This is a genomic window from Saccharothrix sp. AJ9571 (assembly GCF_021725495.1).
GTDB lineage: Bacteria > Actinomycetota > Actinomycetes > Mycobacteriales > Pseudonocardiaceae > Amycolatopsis > Amycolatopsis magusensis.
The window spans coordinates 5,421,923-5,446,836 of the sequence record NZ_CP091382.1 but is presented as its reverse complement, the minus strand read 5'-3'; the positions used below and the strand labels follow the sequence as shown (position 1 = coordinate 5,446,836).

Here is a 24,914-nt window from a genome sequence, read left to right as displayed (position 1 = left end):
ACGGTGTTCGCGGGCCCTGGCACGCACAGTGGCGACCCGGCTACGTTCGCCAGGTCCTGCCCATCGTCGCGTGGGAGCCACCATGTCGATCTCCGTGTGGGGTCGTGCCGGGCTGATCGCCGTAGTGCTCGGCCTCCTCCTCCCGAACGCCCTTCCCGCCTCCGCCTCCGCACCACCCGCGCCGCCCGCCGGGTCCCCGCAGGTGACCGGGCCGCTGCCCGGCGCCTGGCCCGGTGACCGGCTGGCCGAGCGGATCGAAGACACCTACCCGTTCTTCGCCACCCCGGTCGACCTGGCCGCCCGCGGTTACGTCGAGCAGGAGTTCCACCTCTCCGGCCTGGCCGACGGCTGGGCCGCCGACGGCACCGGAGTGGCCACCGACGTCCCGTACACCACGCGAGTGGTGGTGCGGCGGCCCGCGCAGGCTCGTGATTTCAGCGGCACGACGCTCGTCGAATGGCAGAACGTGACGGCGGGCTACGACCTGGACGCGTTGTGGAACGCGGACTCGGTCATCCGCGCCGGGCACGCGTGGATCGGCGTCTCGGCCCAGCGCGTCGGCGTCGACCAGCTCCGCGCGTGGAGCCCGGCCCGTTACGGCGGTCTCGACGTGACCGGCGGGGGCAAGCACAACGCCGACGAACTGTCCTACGACATCTTCACCCAGGCAGGCCGTGCCGTGGAATCCGGCGCCGTGCTGGGCGGGACGCGCCCGCGCACGGTTCTGGCGATCGGTGCTTCCCAGTCCGCGGGCCGGATGACCGTGCTCTACGACAAGGTCCTGCCGCAGCAGCAGCCGGTATTCGACGGCTACGCGTTCGTGGTCGGTTCCGCGCCGACGCGGGCAGGCACCGAACCCGTCTTCCAGATCCAGTCCGAGACCGACGTGCGCAACACCAACCGCCGCGCCGACTCCGACAAGTTCCGCCGCTGGGAAGTCGCGGGCGGGGCGCACTCCGGACACGAGGGCCAGGTCTACCGCGCGCCGATCTCCGAACGCGACCTCGGCGCCGCACCCCAGTACGACTGCGACAAGCCGCCGTTCAGCCGCGTGCCCATGCACCACGTCACCGCGGCCGCCTACGAGCACCTGCGCCGCTGGGCCGAGCGCGGTTCCCCGCCGCCGACCGCCCCGGTGCTGGAGTTCGAAGCCGACGGCGTGACCAAGAAGCGCGACGGGCTGGGCCTGGCCGTGGGCGGGATCCGCCTGTCGCAGGTCGCGGTGCCGACCGCGCTGAACACCGGGGACAACAGCGGCGAGACCTTCTGCCAGCTGTTCGGCACCCACGTGCCGTTCGACCAGGCGACCCTGGCGAAGCTCTACCCCGGGGTGGACGACTACCTCGGCAAGGTCGTCGTCGCGGACGCGAAGAACGTCCGCGCCGGGTACCTGCTCGCCGCCGACGCGAAGCGGAACCGGGAGGAAGCCGCGGGCGGCACCACGCCGGTGATCTTCGTGCACGGCCAGCAGGGTTCGGCCCACCAGTGGCAGTCCAACGCGAAACGCTTCTCCGCCAACGGTTATCCCGACAAGCTCCTGTACGCCTTCGAGTACGACACCAGCATCCCCACCAACGACCACGCCCTCACCGGGCTCGACGCGTTCATCGCCGACGTACGGGCCCGCACCGGTGCGTCCACAGTGGACATAGTCGCGCATTCCCGTGGCACCACCGTGATGCACGCCTACCTGGCCACGCCGGAACGGGCCGCCCAGGTGCGCCGGTACGTCAACGTCGACGGCCGCTCCAGCGCCACGCAACCCGGCGGCGTCCCGACGCTCGCGCTGTGGGGCAGCCTGCAACCGCAGGGCAGCATCGGCGGGGCGACCAACGTCCACCTGCTCCACCTCGGGCACACCGAAACCGCCACCGCCGCGGAGAGTTTCACGCACATGCACCAGTTCCTGCGCGGCAGGCCGGCGATCACCACCGAGGTGACGCCCGAGCTGCCGGGGCTGGTCGAGATCGCCGGGCGCGCGGTGTTCTTCCCGCAGAACACCGGGATCGCCGGACGCCTCCAGGTCTGGGAGGTCGACAAAACCACCGGCGCCCGCCGCGCCACGCCCGCGCACGACGTGCAGACCGCGCCGGACGGCGCGTTCGGGCCGCTGAAGGTCAACGGCTACAAGCACTACGAACTGGTGCTCCTGCGCGAGGGCCAGCAGTCCTACCACTACTACTTCGAACCGTTCGAGCGCAGCGACCGGTTCCTCCGGTTGCAGGTCTCCCCGCCGGGCGGGATCGGGGACTACGTCGACAAATGCGCCACCCACACCGCGCTCACCGTGCTGCGTGGCCGCGAGTGGTGGTCGGACCAGCCCGAGAGCGACCGGCTGGAACTCAACGGCGTCAACGTGCTCGCCCCGGCCGTCTCACCCAAGCTCCGGCAGGTGCTCGCCGCGTTCGCCTTCGACGACCACTGCGACCTGACCTCCACGCTGGGCGCCGCGTTGCCGCCGTTCAACGCGCTGCCGTTCCTCACCGCCGTGGACGACTACCTGCCGGCCCAGCCCGACGCCGGGAAGACGATCCGGGTGACGGAGGTGGTCCGGGGCTCCGGCGGCCAGTCGCGCACGGTGGCGGCGCTCAACTGGCCGTCGGACCGGCATTCGGTGACGGTGCAGTTCAAGGACTACCTGGATCGCCCGTTCGGGACCTGAACAGGTAGTTGTTGGTGTGCACGCACACCTGGCCGGTGGCCTGCCAGCCGTGGCGCCACGCGTACATCGCGTAGCCACGGCTGGTAAGCCATTCGACCACGTCCTCCGGCGTGTAGTCGTAACGCGCGGTGTGGCGGGCTTCGATCTCGACCAGCAAGGTGGGCCGGTACCGCTCGATGGTCCGCGTGCCGCCCCGCAGCACGTGCAGTTCCCCGCCTTCCACGTCGATCTTGACGAAGTCGAGCCGGACCAGGCCGGTGGCGGCGTGCAGGCCGTCGAGGGTGTCGACCTCCACGAGGACGTCGGCGTGGTGGGAGAACTCGGCGTTGGAGCCGAGGCCGCGGGTGTTCCAGTCCAAATAGGAGCGACTGGTGTCCGGTCCGTAGGTGCGGAACGGGACCCGCATCGCCGCGCGTCCGGGCTCGGCACCCAGCGCGACGGGGTGCCGCACCACGTTCGTGCGCTCCCACGCCCCCAGGACGCGGGACCACACCGGGTGGGAGAACGACACCGGTTCCACGCTGTGCACCACCCCGGTGGGCCCGGCCAGGTGGGACAGCGCCTGGCTGTACAGCCCGGCCGCCGAACCCACGTCGACGCAGACGTCACCGGGGCGCACCACCTCGGTCAGCGCGTGCAGTTCGGTGTCCACGAAGGACGTACGGCGGGCGAGCAGGTTCGCCGTGGCGGCGGTCAGGCTCGGGCGGTCCAGGCGGGGCATCGGGTTCCTCTCCTCGGGTGCCCGCCACGATGCCGGTCGGCCCCCGCCCGTCACATCGGCCGCCGGGCTTACACCCGTGGGCCTACCAGCCCCAGCTCGTAGGCGATGATGACCAGGTGGACGCGGTCGCGCGCGTCGAGCTTGGTGAACAGCCGCGCCACGTGGGCCTTCGCGGTGGCCACGCTGATGTACAGCTCGGCGGCGATTTCGCCGTTGGACCGGCCGAGCCCGACCAGGGTCAGCACCTCGCGCTCCCGGTCGGTGATCCCGTCGGCCTGCCGCCGCGGTGACGCCGGTGCCGGGCGCCCGGCGAAGTCGGCGATCAGGCGGCGGGTCACGCTCGGCGCGAGGAGCGCGTCACCGGCGGCGACCACGCGGATCGCGGTCAGGATGTCGTCCAGCGCCATGTCCTTGACCAGGAACCCGCTCGCCCCGGCCCGCAGGGCGCCGTAGACGTACTCGTCGTCGTCGAAGGTGGTGAGCACGAGCACGTGCGGCGGCTCGGCGCCCGCGGTGAGCCGCCGGGTGGCCTCGATGCCGTCCATGTCCGGCATCCGGATGTCCATCACCACCACGTCCGGCCGGGTTTCCCCGGCCACCCGGACCGCTTCGGTGCCGGTCCCCGCTTCCCCGGCCACGGCCAGGTCGGGGGTGTCCGCGATGAGGACCCGCAGGCCGCTGCGGATGAGCGGCTGGTCGTCGGCGAGCACGACGCGGATCGTCATCGCAGCGGGATCCTCGCGCTGACCCGGAAACCGCCGTCCGGCCGCGGCCCGGCGGTGACCTCACCCCGCAGCGGCGCGACCCGCTCGTGCATCCCGGGGATGCCGTACCCGGTTTCCGCGGCACCACCCCGTCCTTCGTCGGTCACTTCGAGGACCAGCTCCTTCGCCCGTTGTTCGACGACCACCTCGCACCGGGCGACCCCGGCGTGGCGCACCACGTTGGTGACCGCCTCCTGGATGATGCGGAACGCCGCCAGGTCCACCTCGGGCGGCAGTGGCCGCCGGTGGCCACGCCGGCGCACGTCCACCCGCACACCGGCGTCGAGGGTCCGCGCGGCCAGGTCGCCCAGATCGGCGAGACCCGGCGGTTTGCCGGGCTCCCCCGCGTCGGGCCGCCGGAGCGCGCCGAGCACCTGACGCAGTCCGGTCAGCGTGTCGCGGCTGGTGGTTTCGATCGCGTGCAAGGCTTTGCGTGCCTCCTCCGGCTGGGTGTCGATGACCCGGCCACCCATCCCCGCCTGGAACGCGATGACCCCGATGCTGTGCGCGATCATGTCGTGCAGTTCCCTGGCGATGCGCAGCCGCTCGGTCTGCGCGGCCTGGAGTTCGGCCTGTGCCTGCCGGGTCTCGCGGTACCGCTTGAGCCGGCGCAGGAGGCAGCCCAGCAGCCAGGCGGCGAGGACCGCGACCGCGTACGGGATGAAGGCGTTCTCGAAGTCGCGGGGCCGGAGTTCGGAGATGGCGGCCACCACGAGCTGCACCACCAGCGCGAGAACCGCAGCGAAGGCCGAGAGCCGGAAGCGGCTCGTGGTCGCGATGTAGGCGACAGCCAGGTCGAGGGTGACGGTCTGCAGGTCCCGGAGGAAGCTGGGCAGCCCGGACTCGGTCGACGGCGGCAGGTGCACCAGCTCCGCGGTCACCAGTTCGAGGAGCAGCACACCCAGCGCCGGCAGCGGCCGGCGCTTGAGCATCCCGAACGGCAGGAACACGGCCAGAAAAGCCACGAAGTACGGGCCTTCCCAGGCGATCCAGACGTGCAGGAGCACCGGCGACAACGCGAGCCCGGTCCAGGCCAGCGTGGTGCGCGTCCTCGCCGGGATCCGGCTGAACGGCGAACGAGCGACCGGCACCGACATGCGGCGATGGTAGCCAGCCGGTCGCCGGCCGGGCATCGGCTCAGGGGTGTACGCCCGGCGGCTACCCGGAAAGTGATCGCCGGGCCGATGTCCTGGACTCGGGGGTTCAGCACCGTTTGGCGGGTGATCGGAAACCTCGCTCCCCGCACGCTGCTGACCGTGCTCGCCGCCGTCACCATGACGGTGGCACCCGCGGCCGCCGCGCTGCTGTACGCACCCGGTCTGGTGCGCTCGGTACCACCGCCCGGCCTGCCCGCCTGGCTCGCCGACGGCCACCACCTGCCGGATCCCCAGCGCGCCGAGCCGGCCGAGATCCACGACTTCCTGCTGCGCCTCGGCACCGCCGAGCAGCACGGTCTGGCGGTCGCGTACCCGGACGTGGTGGGCGCGCTCGACGGCGCCCCACCGGCGATGCGGTACGCGGCGAACCGGCGGCAGCTGCGTGCGGCCGGGGTGGACCGGGCCGGGCAGTTCCTGCTGTTCGACCCGCGTGGCAACGGCCGGGTGGCGCAGGTGTCCGGTGATCTGGCCACCGCCGACCGGATCGCCGTGCTGGTGCCCGGCGCGGCCAACCGGGCGGAGAACTTCTGGACCGGGGTGGGCGGCGTGCCTTACCGGGCACCGGCCACGCAGGCGGCCGACCTGCACCGGGCGGCCGTCCGGGAAGCTCCTGGTGCCCGGTTCGCGGTGATATCCTGGCTCGGTTACGACACCCCCGGCGGGGTGGGGCCCGACGCGGCCCGCGGGGACCTGGCGCGGGCGGGCGCCGTGGCGCTGGAGCGGTTCGTCGCCGGGCTGGTCGCGGTCCGTCCACAAGCGACGATCGCGCTGCTCGGCCACAGCTACGGGTCCACGGTGATCGGGGCGGCGGCCGCCCGGCTCCCCCGGCAGGTGACCGACCTCGCGGCGTTCGGCAGTCCGGGAATGGGCGTGGACCACGTGGCACGACTGGGCACCACCGCCCGCGTCTGGGCCGGGCAGTCCCGGGGCGACTGGATCCGCTGGGTGCCCGGCGTGCGGTTCTTCGGCCTCGGCCACGGCACCAAGCCCGCCGATCCGGCCTTCGGCGCCCGGGTGTTCGCCACCGGCGACGTCGCCGATCACGACCACTACCTCAGCCCGGGCACCGATTCGCTGGCGGCGCTGACCGGGATAGCCCTGTCCGGGAGCGATCCGGTGGTCCGGCCGTGACCACGCGGGACCGGACGGTGGACGCGCTGCGGGGTCTCGCGATCGCCGGGGTCGTGCTCGGGCACTGGCTGGTGAGCGCGGTGGTGAGCGATCCGTACCGGCCCACCGCGCTGCACGGCGAAAGCCCGCTGGCGCACACCCCGGAATTCGCCCCGGTGACCTGGTTCCTGCAAACCCTCGGCCCGTTCTTCTTCGCCGCCGGGTACGCCGCGGCCAGCCGGGCACGGCACGGGAAGCCGTTGCGGCGCGGGCGATTGCTCGTGCCCGTGCTGGCGCTCGCCGCGGTGTGGCTGCCCGCCATGCTCCTGCTCGCCGCCGTCGACGCCCCCGACGGCACCCGTGACCTGGTCCTGGCGCTGGTGACGCAACCGTTGTGGTTCCTGCTCGTCTACCTGGTGCTGGTCGCGCTCACCCCGGTGCTGCGGCCGCTGGTCGTCCGATGTGGACCATGGGTGGCGGTGGTCCCGGTGGCACTGGCCGGGGTGGTCGACCTGATCCGGCCGCACGGCCTGCCGGACTGGCTGGGCGTGGTGGCCACACCGGTGGCCTGGGCCGTGCCGTACCTGCTCGGGCTGGCGCTGGCCGAGCAGCGGCTGCATCGCCGGGCCGGTGCGGTCCTCCTGCTTCTGGGCGTGCTCACCGGCGTCGCGTTGCTGTGGGCGGCGCGGTATCCGGCGAGCGCGGTCGGTGTGCCCGGCGACCGCTGGTCCAACCTGGCACCGCCGTCGCTGTTCACGCTGGCGCTGGCCGCCGCGCAGGTCGGCGTGTTCCTGCTGCTGCGCCCGTGGCTCGCCGGGGTGCTCCGGCGCCGGGCCGTGTGGGCGCCGATCTCGGCGCTCAACCGGCACGCGATGGCCGTCTACTGCTGGCACCAGACCGCGTTGCTGCTGGTCAGCTTCATCGGCCTGCTCGCGGGACGGCTGCCCGGCCTGCTGGACGAGCCCACCGGCGACTGGCCGCTGCACCGGCTGTACTGGCTGCCGGTCTTCGCGCTCGTGCTCGCCGCGCTGACCTGGCTTCAGGCCTCCTGCACGGCACCTCGGCCGCGGTGACTCCCGGGGCCGGCCCACGCCGACGGTCTCGACGCGGGCCGGCTGAGTTCGGGTGTCAGCCGAGCAGGTCCGCCCACGCCGCTTCGGCCGCGGTGCCGCCACCCGCCGGGTCTTTCATCGCGAGCAGGGTCGCGAGTTCGGTCGCGGGCCGGTGCAGGAACGGCGCGGCCTCCCTGGCGAGCTGCGCGGAATCCCCGCCCAAACCGTGCTCGGCGAGCAGGGCCACCGCCTTCGGCCACAGTTCGGCGTGGTCGAGCAGCTCCCGCACGGTGGCCGGAGTGGACCGTGGCGTCACCGGGTCGGCCACCGTCCACCGGTGCCGCCCGTGCCCCACCTCCACCGCGGCCTGACCGGGCACGTGCACCTGCGCGGTCGTGCCCGGCGGCATCTCCACCTCCAGCGTGAACTCCCCGCCTTCCCGCCGCCACGCCACCGAAGCCTCGCCGTACGGGGTGTGGTGCCGAGCGGAAGCGTGCGTCAGCGCGGCGTCCGGGACCGGCCGGACGGTGATCCGCCGGTACCCCGGCGCGGCCGGAGCCAGTCCCGCGATCGACCAGTGCATCCAGTCGGCGACGGCTCCCAGCGCGTAGTGGTTGAACGAGGTCATCTCACCCGGGTTGATCGAACCGTCGGGAAGCATGCTGTCCCAGCGTTCCCAGATGGTGGTGGCGCCCATGGACACCGGGTACAGCCAGGACGGGCAGCCTCGTTCGAGCAGCAGCCGGTAGGCCAGGTCCGGGCGGCCCGCCGAAGTCAGCGCGTCGGTGACCAGCGGCGTGCCGACGAACCCGGTGCCGATCCGGAAACCGTTGGCGCGCACCAGATCCGCGAGCCTCTCGGCCGCGTGCGTCCGTTGCTCCTCGTTCGGCAGCAGGTCCCATTCAAGAGCCAGCGCGTACGTGGTCGGGGCGTCGCTGAGCACCCGGCCGGCGCCGGTGACGTAGTGCCGGACGAACGCGTCCCGGGAGTCGGCGGCCAGCTTTTCGTACCGGCTGCCGTCGCGGCCGAGCACCCGCGCGGCCTCGGCGACGATCTGCGCCGAACGCACCAGGTGCGCCGTGGCCACCACATCGGGGTCGGCCTGCGCGGCGAACGGGTTGTCCGGCGGGGCGGTCGGGTCGAGCCAGTCACCGAACTGGAACCCGCCCGCCCACACCCCGTCCGAGGTCAGCGAGGCGATCCGGTCCACCCAGGCGCACATGCTGTCGAACTGCCGCGCGAGCACGCCGGTGTCGCCGTAGCGCCGGTACTGCACCCATGGCACGACCGCCGCCGCGTCCCCCCAGGCCGCGGCGGTCGGCGACGTCCCGTAGAGCACGTCCGGGACGACGTAGGGCACCGAGCCGTCGTCCTGCTGGTCGGCGGCGAGGTCCGCGAGCCAGGTGCTCAGGAACCCCGCGGTGTCGAAGAGGAAACCGGCGGTCGGCGAGAAGACCTGGATGTCCCCGGTCCAGCCGAGCCGCTCGTCGCGCTGCGGGCAGTCCGTCGGCACGTCGAGGAAGTTGCCGCGCATGCCCCAGACCACGTTGCGGTGGAACTGCTCCAGGTCGGGGTCGGAGCAGGAGAACCAGCCGGTCCGCCGCAGGTCGGTGCCGACCACGACCGCCGCCAGGTCCTCGGCCACCACGTCCGCGCCGGTGACCTCGGCGTACCGGAAGCCGTGGAAGGTCAGGTTCGGCTCCAGCACCACTTCCTGGGCGTCGTCGAGCACGTAGGTGTCGGTGGCCGCGGCCGAGCGCAGCGGGCGGACGCCGAGTTCGTCGTGCTCCAGCACCTCCGCGTGCCGCAGCACGACCTCCTGCCCCACGCGGGTGTTCCGCAGGCGCAGGCGGACCCAGCCGACCACGTTCTGCCCGAAGTCCACCAGCGTCCTGCCCGACGGCGAACGCCACACCTCGATCGCGGGCAGTACCTCGGTGGCCCGCACCGGCGGCCCCTCCGGCGCGACCAGGCGGCCCAGGTTCGCTTCGAGGACCTCCACCCGGTCCACTTCGGACTCCGTGGACCGGAGATCGGTGTGCTGGCCGTCGTACAGGTCGTCGGCGAGCACCCCGCTGTTCCGCGCGGTCCACTGCTCGTCGGTCCCGATGACCTCGGTGGAACCGTCGGCGTAGGTGACTTCCAGCTGCGCCAGCAACGCCAGCCGGTCACCGTAGTGCGCGCGCCGGCCCGCCCAGGCGAGCCTGCCGCGGAACCAGCCGTTGCCCAGCAGCACGTCGAGCTCGTTCGCGCCCTCGTGCAGCAGCGCGGTCACGTCGTGGGTCTGGTACCGCAGGCGGTGCTGGTAGCTGGTCCAGCCGGGGGCGAGCGCCTCGTCACCCACGCGCCGGCCGTTCAGTTGCGCCTCGTACACCCCGTGCGCGGTGGCGTAGAGCCGGGCCGACGTGATGCCCGCCCGCAGGTGCACGGTCCGGCTCAGGATCGGTGCGGGCGCACCGATCCCGCCGAGCTTCACCGGGCTGACGAACCGCGCGCTCCAGTCCCGCGCGGACAGCAACCCCGCTTCCACAGTGGACGGTTCACTCCACTCGGACCAGTCGTCCCCCGAAGCGACCCGAACCCGGACCGCGGCCCGTTCCCGGGACCGCAGCGGTTCGAACGGCCACGGCACGAGCACCTGTTCGGCCGACTCCACCCGCACCACGGTGCCGTCGCGATCCAGTTCGCAGGCGGTCTGCGCCCATCCCGGGTCGTCCGTGCGCACCTGCCAGGACAACCGCGGGGTCGCGGTGCCCAGTCCCAGCGGGGAGTCGCGGTGCTCGAAGCGAACGGGCGTGGTGGCTGTCAACGGAGGGCCTCCTGGGTGACGGTGACGAGTTCCTGACCGGGAAGTTCGGCGGCGGCGCCCAGCTCGGCCCGCCCGCGATCACGCCCGCTCCGCTTCGATCTGCTCGAGCGACTTCCCGGAGGTGTCGGGCATGAAGAAGTAGCCGACCACCCCGCTGATCACCAGGCTGGCCGCCAGCAACGCGGCCACCGTGGTGATCCCGGCGTTCGCCAGCGTCGGCACGAAGAAGCTCCAGATGCCGAGGAAGATCCGCGCCACCCCGAAGGTCATGCCCTGGGCGGTGCCCCGGAGCATGGTCGGGAACAGCTCCTGGCTGACGATCTTGTACACCGCTTCACCGGCGAAGGCCGCGCCGACGCCGAACAACACGATGTTGCCGATGATCACCGGGATGTTGAACGGGAACACCAGGTACAGCACGAAGGCGAGCACCTGCGCCAGCGAGCCGAGCGCCCACATCCGCTTGCGCATGGCGTGCCCCCGGTCGACCAGGCGCATGAACACCAGCGTGCCCAGGATGCCGATGACGAAGCCGGCGCAGGACAGCGCGACTCCCGCGGCCTGACTGCCCGCGTTCAGCGTGGTGATGATGTACGGGGTGAAGATGCCGTTGGTCCCGGCGGCCACGTTCCAGAACAGGTAGATCGTGCCGGTCCAGACCAGTGCGCGCAGGTTCGCGCCGCGGAAGAGCGCGCCGAACTTGGCCGCGGCCGACGCAACGCTGGTCGACGCCGCGGTCCACCTGGCCGATTCGGCGAGCCCCCGCCGCAGTGCCCAAGTGACGAGCGCGACCACGAACAGGTGCAGGAAGACGATCCTGATGCCGAGCAAGTCCAGCGGTGACAGGACCAGCGCCAGCAGCAGCACGACCACCGGCCCGGCGTTCCAGGCGATCTGTGTGAAGGCGAGCAGTTTGCCCCTGGCCTTCGCCGGGGAGAACTCGCCGACCAGCGCGAGCGAGGTGGGCACGTCCGCGCCGACCGCGACGCCGACGACGAAGGTGCCGATGAACAGCATCGGCGCGTTGACCGCGAGCGCGACGCACAGGATACCCGCCGCGTAGACCAGCAGGTCGTACTTGTAGATGCGCTTGCGCCCCAGTTTGTCGCCCAGCCGCCCGCCGATCAGCGCGCCGATGGCGCAGCCGATCGCGTTCGGCCCGATGGCCGCCAGCGCGCCCACCGCGCCGTCGCTCAACCCCAGGTACGCCTGGAACAGGGCCAGCCCCGAGCCCAGCGCGACGATCGAGCCCGCGTCCAAATAGGACGCCATCGCGGCCAGGGTCGACCACTTCCACTGCTGGCGCGTAACGGTCCCGGACTCTTCCGCCGGCGAGGTGCCGACGGCTTCGGAGGAAGTCAAGTGAGTCTCCTCGTCCTCGTTGACGTAGGTCACACTTTGAAACGTATCAAGCGGGAGGGTAGCGAAGGCGACCAGCCGACTCAAGGCTTCGGAACCGAGGAAGCTCTACGTAATGAATCGTTTCATCTAGTCGCCGAGGGTGGCGCGCGGTCAACCGAAAGCATCTTCGAGTCAGGCGCCGCGCTAGACCCAGGCGCCGAACCAGGCGGCGGCGTCGACGCGCGTGCCGGGCGGGGTGACGGTGCGCAGGCCGGCCTCGATCCCCGCGACCCCCTCTTCGCCCAGTTCGCGCACCCATTCGGCCCGCAGCTCGTCGAAGATTTCCGCGGAGCGGGTGAGCAGGTCGAGGCCGAGCGGGGTCAGGCGCACCACCTTCGCGCGGGCGTCGGCGATCGAGGCGGCGCGCTCGACGTAACCGAGGCGGGACAACCGATCCACGGTCTTGCCCGCGGCCTGCTTCGACACACCCAGCCGTCGCCCCAGCTCGGACGCGGTCGCGCCGCCGGCCCCGATCGCCTGCAACGCGAACCCGTACGCGGGCCGCACCTCCGGATGCCCCTGACGGGCCAGTTCCTCGTGCAGGCGGTCGATGAGCGTGCGGAAGCCGCTGAAGAGCAGCAGGGGCAGCTCGTAGCCGGGCGTCATGCGATCATTGTGGACTTGGACAACTTGGTTTACTATATCGACAACCGAGTTGACCTTATGGGGGGAACGCCATGTTCATCGACCACACCACCGAGTCCGCTCCCGAGGCCGCGCGCCCCGCGCTGGCCGCCACCGAGAAGAGATTCGGCTACCTGCCCTCCGCGGTGGCCAGGCTCGCCGAAGCGCCGCTGCTGCTGGACGGTTTCCTGAAGCTGTCGGCCTTGTTCGAGAAAACCAGCCTCGATCCGCTCGCCCGTGAGACCGTGGTCATGACGCTGGCGACCAGGAACCAGTGCCACGTCTGCGTCGCCATGCACACCGCGAAACTGCGGCGGCTCGAAGCGGACCCCGGCCTGGTCACCGCGCTGCGGGAAGGACAGCCGTTGCCGGATGCCCGGCTCGCGGCGCTCCGGCAGTACACGCTCACCGTGCTCGCCACCTCCGGCGAGGTACCGGAGGCGGAGTTGACCGCCTTCTTCGACGCCGGGTTCACCCAAAGGCAGGCACTCGAAGTCGTGCTCGGCATCGGCGCCTACACGATGTCGACGCTCGCGAACCGGCTCACCCGCGCCGAACTGGACGAGCCGATGCTGCCGTTCGCCTGAGTTCAGCCCTGGTCGTTCCGAGAGGCGCAGTCACGGGAGCACATGCCCCGCCACAGCAGGTCGGCGAGGGCCGCCGCGTGGCTGCGCCACTCGGCGCTCGCGTCGAGGTACAGCAGCCCGCCCAGTCCGCGCATCACCGTCTCCGGGTCCAGATCGGCCCGCACGGTCCCGGCTTCGACGTTGGCCTTCAGCAACGTGCCGACCGCGCCCTTCATGGATTCGTAGGCACTGACGGGCAGCTCCCCGCCACCGGAGGTCGTCGCGGAGCGCAGGGCGTTGGCCAGCCCGCGCTTGGTCATCATGTAGTGCGCCAGGTGATCGGTGGTCCACACCCGGAAGGCCTGCTCCGGGGGGTGCGCTTCGAGCAGGCTCGGCACGACCTCGACGAGGTGGCGCACCTCCCGCTGGTAGACCGCCAGGATGAGCGCCTCCGGCGTCGGGAAGTGGCGGTACACCGTGCCGACGCCGACCTCCGCCTGCTTCGCGATGGCATTGAAGGAGACCTCGCCCGTGGCGGCCAGCGACGCCGTGGCGGCGATCAGGATGCGCTCGTGGTTGCGCCGCGTGTCCGCGCGCCGCGGGTTGACCGAGCCCGTCGTCATCCTGCCTCCCTCCTCTCACCTGCGTTCGAGCTGAATGTAATGCACCACCGCGCGTGAGCTGGAGCAACTCCGGGTGACGGGCCTCGTTGCGAAGCGGATTCTCATCCGCTAGCCTGCGAAGGAACCGGATGACTATCCGCTTCACTGCTCCGGTACCCGACGATCTGCGGGAAAGAGATCCAGTGAACCTCTCACTCGAAGTCAACGGCAGCACCGAATCCCTGGAGGCCGACCCCGGCGTGACCCTGCTCGACGCGCTGCGCGAGCGCCTCGGCGTCACCGGCCCGAAGAAGGGCTGCGACCGGGGCCAGTGCGGTGCCTGCACGGTGCACGTCGGCGGCAGGCCCGTGCTCGCCTGCCTCACCCTGGCCGCCACGGTGCGCGAGCCGGTCACCACCGTGGAAGGACTGTCCACATCGGACGAACTGCACCCGGTCCAGCGCGCCTTCGTCGACCAGGACGCGCTGCAGTGCGGCTTCTGCACCTCCGGCCAGATCATGTCGGCGGTCGCCGCGATCGAGCAGGAGGTCACCGACGTGCGCGAGTTCATGTCGGGCAACCTCTGCCGCTGCGCGGCCTACCCGAACATCGTCGCGGCGGTCGAGCAGGCGAGGCAGGCCGATGCGACCCTTTGAACTGACCGCACCCACCACGCTCGAAGCCGCCGCCGGTTCGGACGGCACCTTCCTCGCCGGGGGCACCACCCTCGTCGACCTGATGAAGCTGAACGTCCTGACCCCGCGACGGGTGCTGGACATCAACGACCTGCCCCTGCGCGGGATCGACGCCGGTGACGGCCTGCGGATCGGCGCGCTGGAGCGGATGAGCGACATCGCCGCGCACCCCGGCGTGTACCCGATGATCTCCCGCGCCCTGTCCCTGAGCGCGTCGCAGCAACTGCGGAACATGGCCAGCATCGGCGGGAACCTGTTGCAGCGCACGCGGTGCACCTACTTCCGCGATGTCGCCACCCCGTGCAACAAGCGGGAACCCGGCAGCGGCTGCCCGGCGCTCGAAGGCGCCAACCGCATGCACGCGGTGCTGGGCACGAGCGACGCCTGCGTGGCGACGCACGCCAGTGACGTGGCGGTCGCCCTGGTCGCGCTCGACGCCGAGGTCCGGCTGGCCGGCGCCGACGGGAACCGGACGGTCAAACTGGCCGACTTCTACCGGCTGCCCGGCGACACCCCCGCCACCGAGAACGACCTGCGCCCCGGCGAACTGATCACCGAGGTGGTCGTCCCGCGCCTGGACTGGGCCGCGAATTCCACCTACGTGAAGGTGCGCGACCGGCAGTCCTACGAGTTCGCGTTGTGTTCGGCGGCCGTCGCGCTGGAGATCCACGACTCCCGCATCGTCGACGCCCGGGTGGCGGTCGGCGGGGTGGCCACCGTGCCGTGGCGCCTGCCCGCGGTCGAGGCGACCTTGCGCGGTGAGCCGGTGACGCTGGAGACCTTCGAGAAGGCCGCTTCCGTGGCCGGCGAAGGGGCCAGGCCGTTGTCCGGCAACGGGTTCAAGGTGCCGCTGCTGCGCCGGACCCTCGTCCGCGCGCTGCTCGAACTCACCGAGGGGAGCCGCTGATGCCCAGCAGGCTGGACGGACCGCAGAAGGTCACCGGCCAGGCCCGGTACGGGATGGACCACACCCCGCCGGGCACGGTGTACGGCTACCTCGTGCTCAGCACCCTCGCGCACGGCGAGATCGAAGCCATGGACGTCACGGCGGCGAAGGGCGCACCCGGCGTGCTCGGCGTGTACACCCCCTTCGACCCGCTGGACCTGCGCACCCCGACCACCCCGCTCTTCGGTGAGACGTGGGTGCCGCTGCAGAACCGCGAGGTCACCTACTACGGCCAGCCGATCGGTTTCGTGGTCGCGGAAACCTTCGAGAAGGCCAGGGACGCGGCACTGCTCGTCCAGGTCACCTACCACGCCCGGCCCGCGCTGACCTCGCTGGAAGACGGCCTGGCCACCGCGGAAGACGCTCCCGCGGCCATGGACGGCGCCCCGCCTTCGCTGTCCGTGCTGGCCCCCGGCGTGGAGTCCATTGAGGACGCATTGGCGGCGAGCCCCGTGGTCCTCGACGCGACTTACCGCACCGCGACGCAGAACCACGCCGCGATGGAGCCGCATTCCGCGGTCGCCTACTGGACCGCGGAAGGCCTCACGGTGCACAGCGGGAATCAGGCCAGTGATCTGCAGGCCGCGGAACTGGCCAGTGCGCTGGAGCTGAAGCCGTCGGAGGTCCACGCGGTCAACCCGTTCGTCGGCGGTGCGTTCGGCGGCAAGGGCCGGACCTCCGCGCCCGCGTTCCTCGCCGCGGCCGCTGCCAGGGCGCTCGGCAGGCCGGTCAAGGCGGCGCTGACCAGGGAGCAGGTGTTCACCGCGACGGCCACCCGTGCCGCGACGGTGCAGAAGATCGCCCTCGGCGCGGACACCGACGGCACGCTGATCGCGATCCGCCACGACTCGTGGTGCAGCACGGACGCGGCCCGCTCCTTCGTCGAGCCGACCTCGCACGGCACCTCGCGCGAGTGGTACGCCACGCAGAACCTGGCGATCAGCCAGAAGATGGTGCCGCTGCACGTCCCGCCGACCACCTTCATGCGCGCGCCGGGTGAGGCACCCGGCTCCTTCGCGCTGGAGAGCGCGATCGACGAATTGGCGGTCGCGTTGCGCATGGACCCGATCGAGCTGCGCCTGCGGAACAACTCCAGCGCGCCGCCCGGCAAGGACCTGCAGTGGTCGAGCAAGCACCTCGACGAGTGCTTCCGCATCGGCGCCGACCGGTTCGGCTGGGCGGACCGCTCCCCCGGCGGCCACCGCGACGGCGAGTGGCTGGTGGGCCTCGGCGTGGCCACCGCGATGTTCCCCGCGCTGCGGTTCCCCGCTTCGGTCGAGGTCACCCTGCAGCAGGACGGCACGGCCGTGGTCGCGACCAGCGGCGCGGACCCGGGCACCGGCCTGCTGACCGTGCTTTCGCTGATCGGCGCGGAGTCGCTGGACATCACCCCGGAGCGGATCGTGCCGAAGCTCGGTGACTCGTCGCTGCCCTCCGGTGGCCTGTCGGGGGGTTCGACCGCCACGGCCAGCGCCGGGACGGCCGTCATGGCGGCCGCGACCCAGGCGATCGACGAACTGCTCGCACTGGCCTCGGGCCCGGGCGGTCCGTTCGACGGCCAGGAGGTCACCTACGCCGACGGGCGGGTGTTCGCCGGTGACCGGACCATGCCGTTCGGCGAGGTGCTGCGGGCGGCCGGGCGCTCGTCGTTGTCGGTCACGGGTTCGTCGGCTCCCGGCGAGGAGCTGACCAAGCACTCGTTCAGCTCGTTCGGCGCGCAGTTCTGCGAGGTACGCGTACACCGGTGGACCCGGGAGGCCAGGGTTTCGCGGATGCTCGGCGTGTTCGACGCCGGTCGCATCATCAACGAGAAGGCCGCCCGCAGCCAGATCATCGGCGGCATGATCTGGGGTGTTTCGGCGGCCTTGCACGAGGGACTGGACATCGAAGCGAACGGCCGCCTGGCCAACGCCGACTTCGCCGGCTACCTCCTGCCGGTCAACGCCGACATCCAGGAGGTCGGCGTGCACTTCGTCGAATACCCGGACACCCTGCACAACGCCGTCGGCGCGAAGGGCCTCGGCGAGATCGGCACCGTCGGCATGGCGGCGGCCGTGGCCAACGCCATCCACAACGCCACGGGCGTCCGGGTACGCCACATCCCCATCACCATCGAGGATCTGCTCGACTAGTTCTTTTCGCGCAGGAAGTCCAGGATCGGCGTGGTCTGGCCGAGGATGGAGTGCGCGACTTCGGGCAGGAGGGTCACGGTCGCGTGCGGCGCGGTGTTCCCGATGCGGTTCGCCGTGTCCAGGGAGTCGAACATCGCGTCGCGCGCGCCGATGATCACCAGCATCGGCATGTCCAGTCGTCGCAGGGATTCGTCGGGGAAGACGGGCAGCCGGTCCTTGCGCGGCAGGAAGTGCGTGAACGTCAGCGTGAGGTACTCGGCGACTTCCGGTTCGCTGCGGGGATCGACGCCCGCGATCGCCTTGATCGAGCGGTGCATCCCCCAGCGCCCGAACGGCTTGTACAGCAAGGCTTTGAACAGGAACCCGACTTTCTGCCGCCCGATACCGCCCGGGCACAGCAGGGCGAGCCGCTCGACGCGGTCCGGTCGCCGGGTCGCGTAGTCGAGCGCCAGCCAGCCGCCGAGTGACGCGCCGGCGATGGCGGTCCGCTGGATGCCGAAGTGGCCGAGGACGTCGTCCAGCCACCACGCGTGAGCCTCGGAAGCCAGCGGTGGACGCGAGGGCGCGGACAATCCCGGCTCGCCGATCATGTCGACGGCGTGGACGCGGAAGTGCTGCGCCCAGGCCGTGACGTCCCCCGCCCACATCGCCGCGTTCGACCCGGATCCGTGGAGCAGCACCAGCGGTGGCGCGTCCTCGGGGCCGCACACGAGCACGAACGTCTCGCCCTCACGGGTCGGTACACGGACCCGCTCGGCCGGAACCGGCCAGCTCTCGAGCATTTTCTCGTAGCGGCTCAGGATCTCGCGGCCGCCCGCTTCCGTCTTGAAGATCGACATGCTCCTACCCTAACGTTCGCTATCCAACCTTTCATAGGGAATTTTGCGGAACTATAGGGTAGACGGGTCGGCAGGGTTGAAGCGCCGCCGAACGGGTATTCACCCAGCGAGACCGAGGTGGTGGTGGTAGTGGTGCCAGGAGTGGCGATGCGGGGCGATCGGGCGCACAGACGGAGCTGGATGGTGCGCTGCCGGGAGAACGGCAGCACGCTGGCCATGACGTGGACGCTGGTGTCCGTCGGCGTGGCGGTGATGTTGTGGCTCTCGGGGTTCCACGACTGGCCGGTCTACCTGACGGTGGCGCCCAGCCTCCTGGTGTCCGCGTTGCTGTGGGTGAGCGTGGCACGTGGCAAGCCGCTGCCGAAGCGCAAGGACTGGCACCCGTCCCGGCGCCGGGACGAACCGAAAAGGCCTGGTAGAACCGCCGCTAGCTAGGATGTGTCCGCGAGTCACAGGTGAACGCGGCTGCGCCACAGCAGTCCCGCGATGAGCAGCAGCAGGCAGGGCACGCGTCCGGCTCGGCCGCCTGACCGCCAATGCCGCTCAGCGACATCTGTCCGAGACCCTCACGACGGCACTTGTCCGTCCGTAGGCGATCCGCGAGTTAGCCGGCGAGCTTGCGCGCCAGCAGATACGCCTGCGGGGTCTTCTCCGACGGCTGGGGCCGGCGCACCAACCGCGCTTCGACCTCGAAACCCGCTTCGGTCAGCAACTCCTCGACACCATCCGGTGGCAACCGGTAGGCCTCCAGCGAGATGTCGTGACCATAGGCCCGCGAGAGGTGGCGCGGCTCGTCGCCGACCTGGAACGCGGTCAGCAGGACCCCGCCCGGTACCAGCACCCGCGCCAGTTCCGCCGCCACGCGCGGCAACTGCTCCGGTGGCGTGTGGATCAGCGAGTACCACGCCAGCGCACCCGCCAGCGAACCGTCGTCCAGGTCCAGCGCGAGCAGCGAACCGACCTCGAACCGCAGTGCCGGATGCGACCGCTTCGCCACGGCGACCATGCCGGATGAGAGGTCCACGCCGAACACGTCGAGCCCCAGCGAAGCCAGGTACCCGGTCAACCGCCCCGGCCCGCACCCCAGATCCCCGACCGGGCCCGTGGTGCCGACCAGTTCGGCGAAGGTGGTCAACATCGCCCGATCCCACGGGCTGGCGGCCAGATCGTCGCGCAAGGATTCCGCGTAGGACTCGGCGACGGTGTCGTAGGCGGCTCGCGTCCGGGTCACGTTGTCGGTCACCGGCCCACGCTAGCGCCTATGGCTCAGCTGAGGCGTCCGGCGCGCTTGAGGGTCAGCAGGGCGCCCACGGTCACGTACCCACGCCATTCCAGCGATGCCACCGGCGAGTAACTGGCGAAGTCGACGGTCCAGCCGCCGTCCTCCTGCTGTCGCGCGGCCAGTCCGTCCAGTTCGGCCTCCAGCACCCCCGGACCCAGCAGCGTGCTCGCCGGGCTGCCGGGCACCGACGCGAAGTTGAGCGCTCGCATCGTTTCGCCTTCGCTGCCGCCTTCGACCGGGACCAGCCCGGTGTCCGGGACGAATCGGCCGAGTCGCTCGAGCAGCGACGCCGCGGCCGGATAACGCTCGTAGGCGGCGTCCAGGAAGCGGACGGCGAACGACAAGGCGATCGCGTGCGGCGCCGAATCCAGCGCGTCGATCGCCGCGAAGCAGTACTCCGTGGCGCGGGCCAGCCAGGGGTGCGCCGCCACCGCGGGATCGTGCGCGGCGACCCGCAACGCGACGCCCGCGGCGAAGGCGGTGCTCTGCAACGTGGACACGGTGGGGTCGGCGTCGGCCCAGAACGGCGCGCAGGCACTGGGGTCGGCCACCGGCAGCGCGAACGGCAGGCCACCGTCCGGCAACGTCACCGAGTTCAGCCAGTCGCACAATCCGGCCGCCCGCGGGGTGGTGACCGGTGCGATGTCCTCGAAGACCTCGAAAGCGTGCAGCGCACCACCGGGCTGGCTTTCCGGTGCGCGCAGATCCGGCTCCAGGCCCCAGCCGTAACCGCCGTCGTCATTGCGGTAGCCGTCCAGCGCGGCGAGCACGGCGTCCGGCCCGGTCCGGCCGGAAAGCAACTCGAACCGGCGGCGATCGAGCAGCCGGGCGTGCCCGGCGAGGAAGGATTCGGCACGGGACAGGTCAACGCTCATGGGAAAAGGATGGCAGTGCGGGCGGAAACCGGTCTTGAACAGATCGGACACCCGTGGCGTTGGGGATGTTTGTCGCCACCACGCGCGGGTATCTCGATGGGGCGGGGCAAAGGGGCCTTTCGCCGTTTCTGTAGCTCTCCGGGTAATGAGGTGGTCGCTGTGCTGGGTGTGGATTTCGCCGAAACCGAGGTCAATGAGCTTCGCCGGTACGTGCGCATGGTGGCAAGCGCGCTCGGGCAGCAGGGAGACAGCTTCTACGTGCAGGCCAGCCCGCTGGCCGCCTACCTCGCCCTGGACGGGCGGCTGGCGGCCTTCCCGGATCGCGATGTCGCGTTGATCTGGGACGAGCAGCACGGCTGGGCGCTGGCACTGGAGACCGAAGGCAACGAGGACCCCGTGGTGATCTCGCGGTGCCCCGACGGGATCCGGCCCGCACCCCGTGACGTCGCGGCGTTCGCCGTCAGCCGCCTGATGGGCGTGCCCCGGCTCCCCGACCCGCAGGCCGCTGCCTGATTCGTCAGGCCTGAGGTCGTAGCACGGACAGCGCTCGGCGCTGTCTTCCAGCAGCGCGGTGAACGTGGCGTCGGGTACCCGCGTCCTCGGGGGTGCTGTGGCGGGCAGTGCCTGCGGTGGGACATCACCGCGTGCTTCCCAGGAACTCCAGGATCGCGCCGGCGGTCGCCTCCGGGGCGCTCAGCTGCGGGCAGTGACCGACCGCGTTCAGGGTGCGCAGTTCGCTCCCCGGGATCGAGGCTTGCACGAACGCGCCCACCTCCGGCGGGGAGATCACGTCCTGCGTGCAGTCCAGGATCAGCGTCGGCACGGGCACGCCGGCCAGGTCGGCGCGGGAGTCCGAGAGGAAGGTGGTGCGGGCGAACACCCTGGCGATGTCCGGGTCGGTGGCGCAGAAGCTGGCCGTCAGCTCCTCCCCCAGTTCCGGCCGGTCTGGGTTGCCCATGATCACCGGGGCCATGGCCGAGGACCAGCCGAGGTAGTTGGACTCCAGAGATTCCAGCAGTTCGTCGATGTCCTCGGCGCTGAAGCCACCGCGGTAGCCCTCGTCGTCGATGTAGCGCGGCGACGGCACGAGCAGCACCAGCGACGCGAACCGCTCACGGGCCTCCTTCACCGCCAGCACACCGATCATCGCGCTCACCGAATGCCCCACGAACGTCACGTCGCGCAGGTCGAGTTCCTCGCAGATGTCCAGCACGTCACGCGCGTAGCCGTCCAGGGTCGCGTACCGCTGTTCGTCCCAGGCGGACAGTTCCGAACGGCCGGAGCCCACGTAGTCGAACAGGACCACCCGGTGGCGCTCGGCCAGCGCCGGGACCACGAGGCGCCACAAGTTCTGGTCGCAGCCGAACCCGTGCGCGAGCACCAGCACCGGCCCGTCCGCGGGCCCGGTGACCGTGACGTTGTTCCTCCGGCGGATGTCCATACGCGCATCCTCGCACCCCGGCCGGGCACCGGCGAACGGAGCCGGTAACAGCCTGACGCCGGGGTTCCGCTGGTGTTCCGCACCAGTTCCGTGGCCCGGAAGGGGGCGCCTCCAGCCGGCCGGCGGTGCCGGGATCCGGTTTAGCGCCGGGGCTGCGGGGTACCGCCGGATCAGGGCGAGCCATGATCCCGGGATCGTGACTCGCTCAGGCCCTGGCTTGAGCAGTCCAGGCCAGGGCCGCCCTCGAACGAGGAGGCGATCGGTCCTGGTCCCGGGGCCAGGACCGATCTGGCGTTCTTGCCCTGAGCAGTCAGAGCGGAACCCGCCGAGCGTACTTCGGACCGCGGCACGCACGCTACACCGCGCCCGGTGATCTCACCTTGCCGTGGGACGCCACCCAGGCCTCCACGCCGTCGAGGAACCGGTTCACCCCGAAGCCGAGTTCGACGGGCGGTCCGTGCCCTTGGTGTTCGGCGGTTTCGGTGGCTTCGGCGGCGTGCACGGCGGCCAGTGCGGGATAAGCACGTTCGTCGATCACCTCGTCGAGCAGCCCGCCCGAGCCCGGCCGCGCCGGCCTGGGGCGACTTGGCCAGGTCGATGCTGATCTGGCGGTGCCGCGGACGACCGCGGTCAGGTGATTGGGCCCGATCGGCGAGTGGCCGATCGGGACGCGCAAGATCCACGGCCGGGTTTGGAAACCGGCCCACCACGGCGCGACCCACTGGCGGACCGCGTCCCGGAAGTCCGCCGTGCCGTCGATTTCGGGCGGCCGCCCCGCGCCGATGTCGGCCGCCACCTCCAGCAGCAGGTCCTTGCTCGGGATGTGGTGGTAGATCGACATCGTCGAACAGCCCAGCTCCGCGGCGATCCGCTGCATCGACAGCGCCCCCAGGCCGTCGGCGTCGGCGACCCGGATCGCGACCTGCGCGATCTGCTCCACGGAGAGCTTGGGCCGGGGCCCGCGCCTGCCCCCGGCACGCCCCGGCCACAGTGACCTACAGACCCGTGGACGGTGGTGGGGACGGATCAGCAGTAGTAGAGCGAAGTGCAGCGCGTCGAAGACGAACTGTCGTCCGAAGACGCGGAAATCGCCGCGCCCACGATCGCGAGGCCGATCGCGACCACGGGAATGATGATCAGCACCCACATCAGGATGCGCCGGATGGAGTGCAGGACGCCGAGCTGCTCCAGCGCGATCTGCCTGGCCGCGTCCGACGGGCCGCCGGCCGCCAGGATGCTCTCCTGGCTTCTCGCCACGGTAGTGGTGTTGCTCCAGACGGAAGGCGTCAGCAACCCGAGATCGGTGAACTTCTTGGCCGTATCAGTCATGGTTCGTCCTCGTGCCCGGCAGCGATCTTCCCGCTGCGTCAGTACCTGAGTCGCCGCGGGGTGGTTCGGTGTGACGCGCTGGTCTCCTAAGCGTTGTGCCGATTCGCGAGCCCGCTCACCACTCCCTGCGCGCCGAAGGCGAATTCGCAGAAGCGTTCGCCGATGAGGAGGTGGGTGTCCGTGTCGGGGTGCAGGTTGTCCGGGAGCGGGTGCTGCTGGGCGTCAGTGGCGCTGTAGAGCGTCCGGCCATCGAGGTAGTGGAGGTTCAGGTCGCTGGAACGACTGGCGAACACCTCGTCGAGAGCCTGCCGGACCACCTCCAGCGTGAGACGACCGTTCTTGACGTCGTCCGGGTCGCCGGTGGCGATGAACTTCACCGTGTCGGCACCGAGGGTGGCCGGGTCGAACGCGCCCGGGCCGGGGGTGTTTTCGTGGATCGCACAATAAAGAGGCGAGATGAGCAGGAGCGGTGTTGAGGGGTGACCGTCGCGGATGGTGTCGAGGAAGCCGTGGACCGCCGGGACGAAACTACGCAGTCGCATGGCGTCGAGGTTCACCACGTTGATGCCGAGCTTCACGCTGATGACGTCCGCCTCGGTGTCCCGCATGACGCGAGCCATGAACGGGTCCACGAGAGCGCTTCCGCCGAAACCCAGGTTGCGCAGTTGCACTCCGGCACGCCGCGCCGCCACGACGGGCCAGGTCCGGGTGGGGCTCGTCGCGTTCGAGCCGTGGCTCACGGAACTGCCGTGGTGCAGCCACACCGGACCCATCTGCGGGGCGGGTCGCACGGGTTCGTCGGTGTGCAGGGCGATCAGGTCGACCTGTTCGTTGTGGGGCAGCCAGATCTCGATCGTCTTCTCACCGGACGCCAGATCCTCGACGAGCACGTGGTCGCTCTCGCCGGGGGTGAACGTGCTCGTGCCGGTGTCCAGGTTCAGTTCGGTGAAGTCCCCGTGCGTGAGGACGTGGGAGCCATGGAAAGCACCGTCGAGGACGAAGTCGAGAGCACCGCGAGCGCGCTTCATCCCCCGATACGTCACGCGAGTGGCGTGGACTTCGAGGGAGACGCTGCGGGCGGTGGTGACGAAAGCGACTCGCACGCCCGAAGGCTGAGCCTCCATGAGCTTGAGCTGCTGATCCGCGAACCGTTCGCGGACGAGTCGCGGAAGGCGGTGCGGACGCACGCCACGGTCGACGAGTTCGAGGTTCATCGCTCCGTGGACGAATTCCGCGGTCAGGGGCGTGGTGATCATGCTGGGTCTTTCTCGAGTGGTTCCTCGCGGTGGTGCCAGTGGGTGAGGAGGAAGTGCAGGCTGTCCGACAGTTCTTCCCAGGACCGCTCGGTCCCGGGAGGGCTGTGGGCGAAACTGCCGATGCGTTCCAGGTTCAGGAATCCGCTGATCGCCGCGCCGACTATCCGGATGGCGTGCGTCCGGTCGTCGCCGGTGATCCCGTAGCCATGGAGGACCGCGTCGGTGGCTTGCACCACCTTCCGGGCCTCGGGGGCGTTCACCGCCTCCTTCCCGGCCCGGCGCTGCAAGGACTCCCATCGGCCAGGGTGCTCTGCCGCGTAGGCCCGGTGCGCGGCGACGAATCCCGCCAACGCCTCCCGGTTCGACCGTCCGGCGATGGCCTCCCCGATCCGCGCGGAAAGCTCGCCGAGCGCCAGCACCGTGATCCCGTCCCTCAGCGCCGCGAGATCACGGACGTGCCCGTACAAACTGGGCGTTCGCACCCCGAAGGACCGGGCGACCTCCGCGAGGCTCACCGAGTCGAATCCGGTCGCGTCCGCGATCTGCGCGCCTCGCAGGATCACCGCGTGCTGGCTGAGCTGTCCTCGCTCCATGCACCCATCCTAGCATGCATAGGATGGAGCCTATGGGTAGTAGTCCAGAAGGAGTGGA

24 protein-coding genes are annotated in these 24,914 nt (G+C 70.9%); 9 read left to right on the top strand and 15 right to left on the bottom strand.

The genetic code is table 11. The features are described from left to right. The first annotated feature begins 82 nt into the window (after positions 1 to 82). Positions 83 to 2,662, top strand: a complete 2,580-nt coding sequence (locus L3Q67_RS25255) for an alpha/beta hydrolase domain-containing protein (protein ID WP_499183950.1) — start codon at positions 83 to 85, stop codon at positions 2,660 to 2,662. On the opposite strand, the gene L3Q67_RS25250 is transcribed toward L3Q67_RS25255, so the two are convergent. The 3 genes from L3Q67_RS25250 to L3Q67_RS25240 form a co-directional block, all read right to left on the bottom strand. Continuing rightward, positions 2,628 to 3,383: a class I SAM-dependent methyltransferase gene (locus L3Q67_RS25250; RefSeq protein ID WP_499183949.1), complete on the bottom strand. Its 756-nt coding sequence runs from the start codon at positions 3,381 to 3,383 to the stop codon at positions 2,628 to 2,630. The genes L3Q67_RS25255 and L3Q67_RS25250 overlap by 35 nt on opposite strands. A 68-nt stretch (positions 3,384 to 3,451) precedes the next feature. Beyond that, the gene (locus L3Q67_RS25245; RefSeq protein WP_499183948.1) at positions 3,452 to 4,108 is read right to left on the bottom strand and encodes a transcriptional regulator; all 657 of its coding nucleotides are present in this window, start codon (positions 4,106 to 4,108) and stop codon (positions 3,452 to 3,454) included. Beyond that, a complete protein-coding gene (locus L3Q67_RS25240; protein WP_499183947.1) occupies positions 4,105 to 5,244 on the bottom strand; it encodes a sensor histidine kinase in 1,140 nt (379 codons plus the stop codon). Before L3Q67_RS25240 ends, L3Q67_RS25245 begins: the two co-directional genes overlap by 4 nt. Before the next feature lie 123 nt (positions 5,245 to 5,367). On the opposite strand from L3Q67_RS25240, the gene L3Q67_RS25235 reads away from it, so the two are divergent. Together L3Q67_RS25235 and L3Q67_RS25230 are read left to right on the top strand one after the other, a co-directional pair. Then, complete coding sequence (locus L3Q67_RS25235; RefSeq protein ID WP_499183946.1) at positions 5,368 to 6,435, top strand: alpha/beta hydrolase family protein; 1,068 nt, start codon at positions 5,368 to 5,370, stop codon at positions 6,433 to 6,435. Further along, positions 6,432 to 7,487, top strand: coding sequence for an acyltransferase family protein (locus L3Q67_RS25230; protein ID WP_499183945.1), 1,056 nt, complete (start codon positions 6,432 to 6,434; stop codon positions 7,485 to 7,487). The genes L3Q67_RS25235 and L3Q67_RS25230 overlap by 4 nt, the downstream gene beginning before the upstream one ends. A 55-nt stretch (positions 7,488 to 7,542) precedes the next feature. On the opposite strand, the gene L3Q67_RS25225 is transcribed toward L3Q67_RS25230, so the two are convergent. From L3Q67_RS25225 to L3Q67_RS25215, 3 genes are all read right to left on the bottom strand, one after another. Then, entirely contained in the window at positions 7,543 to 10,275 is a 2,733-nt protein-coding gene (locus tag L3Q67_RS25225; protein ID WP_499183944.1) for a glycoside hydrolase family 78 protein, read from the bottom strand. A 78-nt stretch (positions 10,276 to 10,353) separates the two neighbouring features. Continuing rightward, on the bottom strand, positions 10,354 to 11,637 hold the full coding sequence (locus tag L3Q67_RS25220; protein ID WP_499183943.1) for an MFS transporter: 1,284 nt from the start codon (positions 11,635 to 11,637) through the stop codon (positions 10,354 to 10,356). A 183-nt stretch (positions 11,638 to 11,820) separates the two neighbouring features. Further along, a complete protein-coding gene (locus L3Q67_RS25215) occupies positions 11,821 to 12,282 on the bottom strand; it encodes a MarR family winged helix-turn-helix transcriptional regulator (protein WP_499183942.1) in 462 nt (153 codons plus the stop codon). A 71-nt stretch (positions 12,283 to 12,353) separates the two neighbouring features. Here L3Q67_RS25215 and L3Q67_RS25210 point away from each other — a divergent pair, with 71 nt between their 5' ends. Beyond that, positions 12,354 to 12,887: a carboxymuconolactone decarboxylase family protein gene (locus L3Q67_RS25210; RefSeq protein ID WP_499183941.1), complete on the top strand. Its 534-nt coding sequence runs from the start codon at positions 12,354 to 12,356 to the stop codon at positions 12,885 to 12,887. Positions 12,888 to 12,889: 2 nt separating this feature from the next. Here L3Q67_RS25210 and L3Q67_RS25205 read toward each other — a convergent pair whose 3' ends face one another. Beyond that, the gene (locus tag L3Q67_RS25205) at positions 12,890 to 13,489 is read right to left on the bottom strand and encodes a TetR/AcrR family transcriptional regulator (RefSeq protein WP_499183940.1); all 600 of its coding nucleotides are present in this window, start codon (positions 13,487 to 13,489) and stop codon (positions 12,890 to 12,892) included. Between the two features lie 182 nt (positions 13,490 to 13,671). Between L3Q67_RS25205 and L3Q67_RS25200 the strand changes: the two genes are divergently transcribed. Genes L3Q67_RS25200 through L3Q67_RS25190 form a run of 3 tightly spaced genes read left to right on the top strand, consistent with a single transcriptional unit; the run spans position 13,672 to position 17,241 of the window. After that, entirely contained in the window at positions 13,672 to 14,124 is a 453-nt protein-coding gene (locus L3Q67_RS25200; protein ID WP_499183939.1) for a (2Fe-2S)-binding protein, read from the top strand. After that, positions 14,111 to 15,070, top strand: coding sequence for an FAD binding domain-containing protein (locus tag L3Q67_RS25195; protein WP_499183938.1), 960 nt, complete (start codon positions 14,111 to 14,113; stop codon positions 15,068 to 15,070). The genes L3Q67_RS25200 and L3Q67_RS25195 overlap by 14 nt, the downstream gene beginning before the upstream one ends. Beyond that, complete coding sequence (locus L3Q67_RS25190; RefSeq protein WP_499183937.1) at positions 15,070 to 17,241, top strand: xanthine dehydrogenase family protein molybdopterin-binding subunit; 2,172 nt, start codon at positions 15,070 to 15,072, stop codon at positions 17,239 to 17,241. Before L3Q67_RS25195 ends, L3Q67_RS25190 begins: the two co-directional genes overlap by 1 nt. Here L3Q67_RS25190 and L3Q67_RS25185 read toward each other — a convergent pair. Next, entirely contained in the window at positions 17,238 to 18,080 is an 843-nt protein-coding gene (locus L3Q67_RS25185; RefSeq protein ID WP_499183936.1) for an alpha/beta fold hydrolase, read from the bottom strand. The genes L3Q67_RS25190 and L3Q67_RS25185 overlap by 4 nt on opposite strands. Before the next feature lie 147 nt (positions 18,081 to 18,227). On the opposite strand from L3Q67_RS25185, the gene L3Q67_RS25180 reads away from it, so the two are divergent. Continuing rightward, the gene (locus L3Q67_RS25180) at positions 18,228 to 18,515 is read left to right on the top strand and encodes a hypothetical protein (protein ID WP_499183935.1); all 288 of its coding nucleotides are present in this window, start codon (positions 18,228 to 18,230) and stop codon (positions 18,513 to 18,515) included. Between the two features lie 169 nt (positions 18,516 to 18,684). Here L3Q67_RS25180 and L3Q67_RS25175 read toward each other — a convergent pair whose 3' ends face one another. Both L3Q67_RS25175 and L3Q67_RS25170 read right to left on the bottom strand, forming a co-directional pair. After that, a complete protein-coding gene (locus tag L3Q67_RS25175) occupies positions 18,685 to 19,323 on the bottom strand; it encodes a class I SAM-dependent DNA methyltransferase (RefSeq protein WP_499183934.1) in 639 nt (212 codons plus the stop codon). Positions 19,324 to 19,346: 23 nt separating this feature from the next. Continuing rightward, the gene (locus tag L3Q67_RS25170) at positions 19,347 to 20,237 is read right to left on the bottom strand and encodes a hypothetical protein (protein WP_499183933.1); all 891 of its coding nucleotides are present in this window, start codon (positions 20,235 to 20,237) and stop codon (positions 19,347 to 19,349) included. Between the two features lie 159 nt (positions 20,238 to 20,396). Here L3Q67_RS25170 and L3Q67_RS25165 point away from each other — a divergent pair, with 159 nt between their 5' ends. Next, positions 20,397 to 20,750 (top strand): DUF6292 family protein, encoded by a 354-nt coding sequence (locus L3Q67_RS25165; RefSeq protein ID WP_499183932.1) that lies wholly within the window; start codon positions 20,397 to 20,399, stop codon positions 20,748 to 20,750. Between the two features lie 124 nt (positions 20,751 to 20,874). Here L3Q67_RS25165 and L3Q67_RS25160 read toward each other — a convergent pair whose 3' ends face one another. The 5 genes from L3Q67_RS25160 to L3Q67_RS25140 all read right to left on the bottom strand — a co-directional run bounded on the left by L3Q67_RS25160 (position 20,875) and on the right by L3Q67_RS25140 (position 24,856). Continuing rightward, the gene (locus L3Q67_RS25160) at positions 20,875 to 21,678 is read right to left on the bottom strand and encodes an alpha/beta fold hydrolase (protein ID WP_499183931.1); all 804 of its coding nucleotides are present in this window, start codon (positions 21,676 to 21,678) and stop codon (positions 20,875 to 20,877) included. 355 nt (positions 21,679 to 22,033) lie between these two features. Then, positions 22,034 to 22,618 (bottom strand): TetR/AcrR family transcriptional regulator, encoded by a 585-nt coding sequence (locus L3Q67_RS25155; RefSeq protein WP_499183930.1) that lies wholly within the window; start codon positions 22,616 to 22,618, stop codon positions 22,034 to 22,036. 86 nt (positions 22,619 to 22,704) lie between these two features. Then, positions 22,705 to 23,007 carry a hypothetical protein gene (locus L3Q67_RS25150; RefSeq protein ID WP_499183929.1) on the bottom strand — a complete coding sequence of 101 codons (303 nt, stop codon included), beginning with the start codon at positions 23,005 to 23,007 and terminating at the stop codon, positions 22,705 to 22,707. Between the two features lie 86 nt (positions 23,008 to 23,093). Further along, the gene (locus tag L3Q67_RS25145) at positions 23,094 to 24,263 is read right to left on the bottom strand and encodes an SGNH/GDSL hydrolase family protein (protein ID WP_499183928.1); all 1,170 of its coding nucleotides are present in this window, start codon (positions 24,261 to 24,263) and stop codon (positions 23,094 to 23,096) included. Continuing rightward, positions 24,260 to 24,856, bottom strand: coding sequence for a TetR/AcrR family transcriptional regulator (locus L3Q67_RS25140; protein ID WP_499183927.1), 597 nt, complete (start codon positions 24,854 to 24,856; stop codon positions 24,260 to 24,262). The genes L3Q67_RS25145 and L3Q67_RS25140 overlap by 4 nt, the downstream gene beginning before the upstream one ends. Positions 24,857 to 24,914 lie beyond the last annotated feature (58 nt).

Coding starts and splice junctions, on each gene's coding strand:
- L3Q67_RS25255 (WP_499183950.1), top strand. CDS start 83: ATGTCGATCTCCGTGTGGGGTCGTGCCGGGCTGATCGCCGTAGTGCTC.
- L3Q67_RS25250 (WP_499183949.1), bottom strand. CDS start 3,383: ATGCCCCGCCTGGACCGCCCGAGCCTGACCGCCGCCACGGCGAACCTG.
- L3Q67_RS25245 (WP_499183948.1), bottom strand. CDS start 4,108: ATGACGATCCGCGTCGTGCTCGCCGACGACCAGCCGCTCATCCGCAGC.
- L3Q67_RS25240 (WP_499183947.1), bottom strand. CDS start 5,244: ATGTCGGTGCCGGTCGCTCGTTCGCCGTTCAGCCGGATCCCGGCGAGG.
- L3Q67_RS25215 (WP_499183942.1), bottom strand. CDS start 12,282: ATGACGCCCGGCTACGAGCTGCCCCTGCTGCTCTTCAGCGGCTTCCGC.
- L3Q67_RS25210 (WP_499183941.1), top strand. CDS start 12,354: ATGTTCATCGACCACACCACCGAGTCCGCTCCCGAGGCCGCGCGCCCC.
- L3Q67_RS25205 (WP_499183940.1), bottom strand. CDS start 13,489: ATGACGACGGGCTCGGTCAACCCGCGGCGCGCGGACACGCGGCGCAAC.
- L3Q67_RS25195 (WP_499183938.1), top strand. CDS start 14,111: ATGCGACCCTTTGAACTGACCGCACCCACCACGCTCGAAGCCGCCGCC.
- L3Q67_RS25190 (WP_499183937.1), top strand. CDS start 15,070: ATGCCCAGCAGGCTGGACGGACCGCAGAAGGTCACCGGCCAGGCCCGG.
- L3Q67_RS25185 (WP_499183936.1), bottom strand. CDS start 18,080: ATGTCGATCTTCAAGACGGAAGCGGGCGGCCGCGAGATCCTGAGCCGC.
- L3Q67_RS25180 (WP_499183935.1), top strand. CDS start 18,228: ATGCGGGGCGATCGGGCGCACAGACGGAGCTGGATGGTGCGCTGCCGG.
- L3Q67_RS25170 (WP_499183933.1), bottom strand. CDS start 20,237: ATGAGCGTTGACCTGTCCCGTGCCGAATCCTTCCTCGCCGGGCACGCC.
- L3Q67_RS25160 (WP_499183931.1), bottom strand. CDS start 21,678: ATGGACATCCGCCGGAGGAACAACGTCACGGTCACCGGGCCCGCGGAC.
- L3Q67_RS25150 (WP_499183929.1), bottom strand. CDS start 23,007: ATGACTGATACGGCCAAGAAGTTCACCGATCTCGGGTTGCTGACGCCT.
- L3Q67_RS25145 (WP_499183928.1), bottom strand. CDS start 24,263: ATGATCACCACGCCCCTGACCGCGGAATTCGTCCACGGAGCGATGAAC.
- L3Q67_RS25140 (WP_499183927.1), bottom strand. CDS start 24,856: ATGGAGCGAGGACAGCTCAGCCAGCACGCGGTGATCCTGCGAGGCGCG.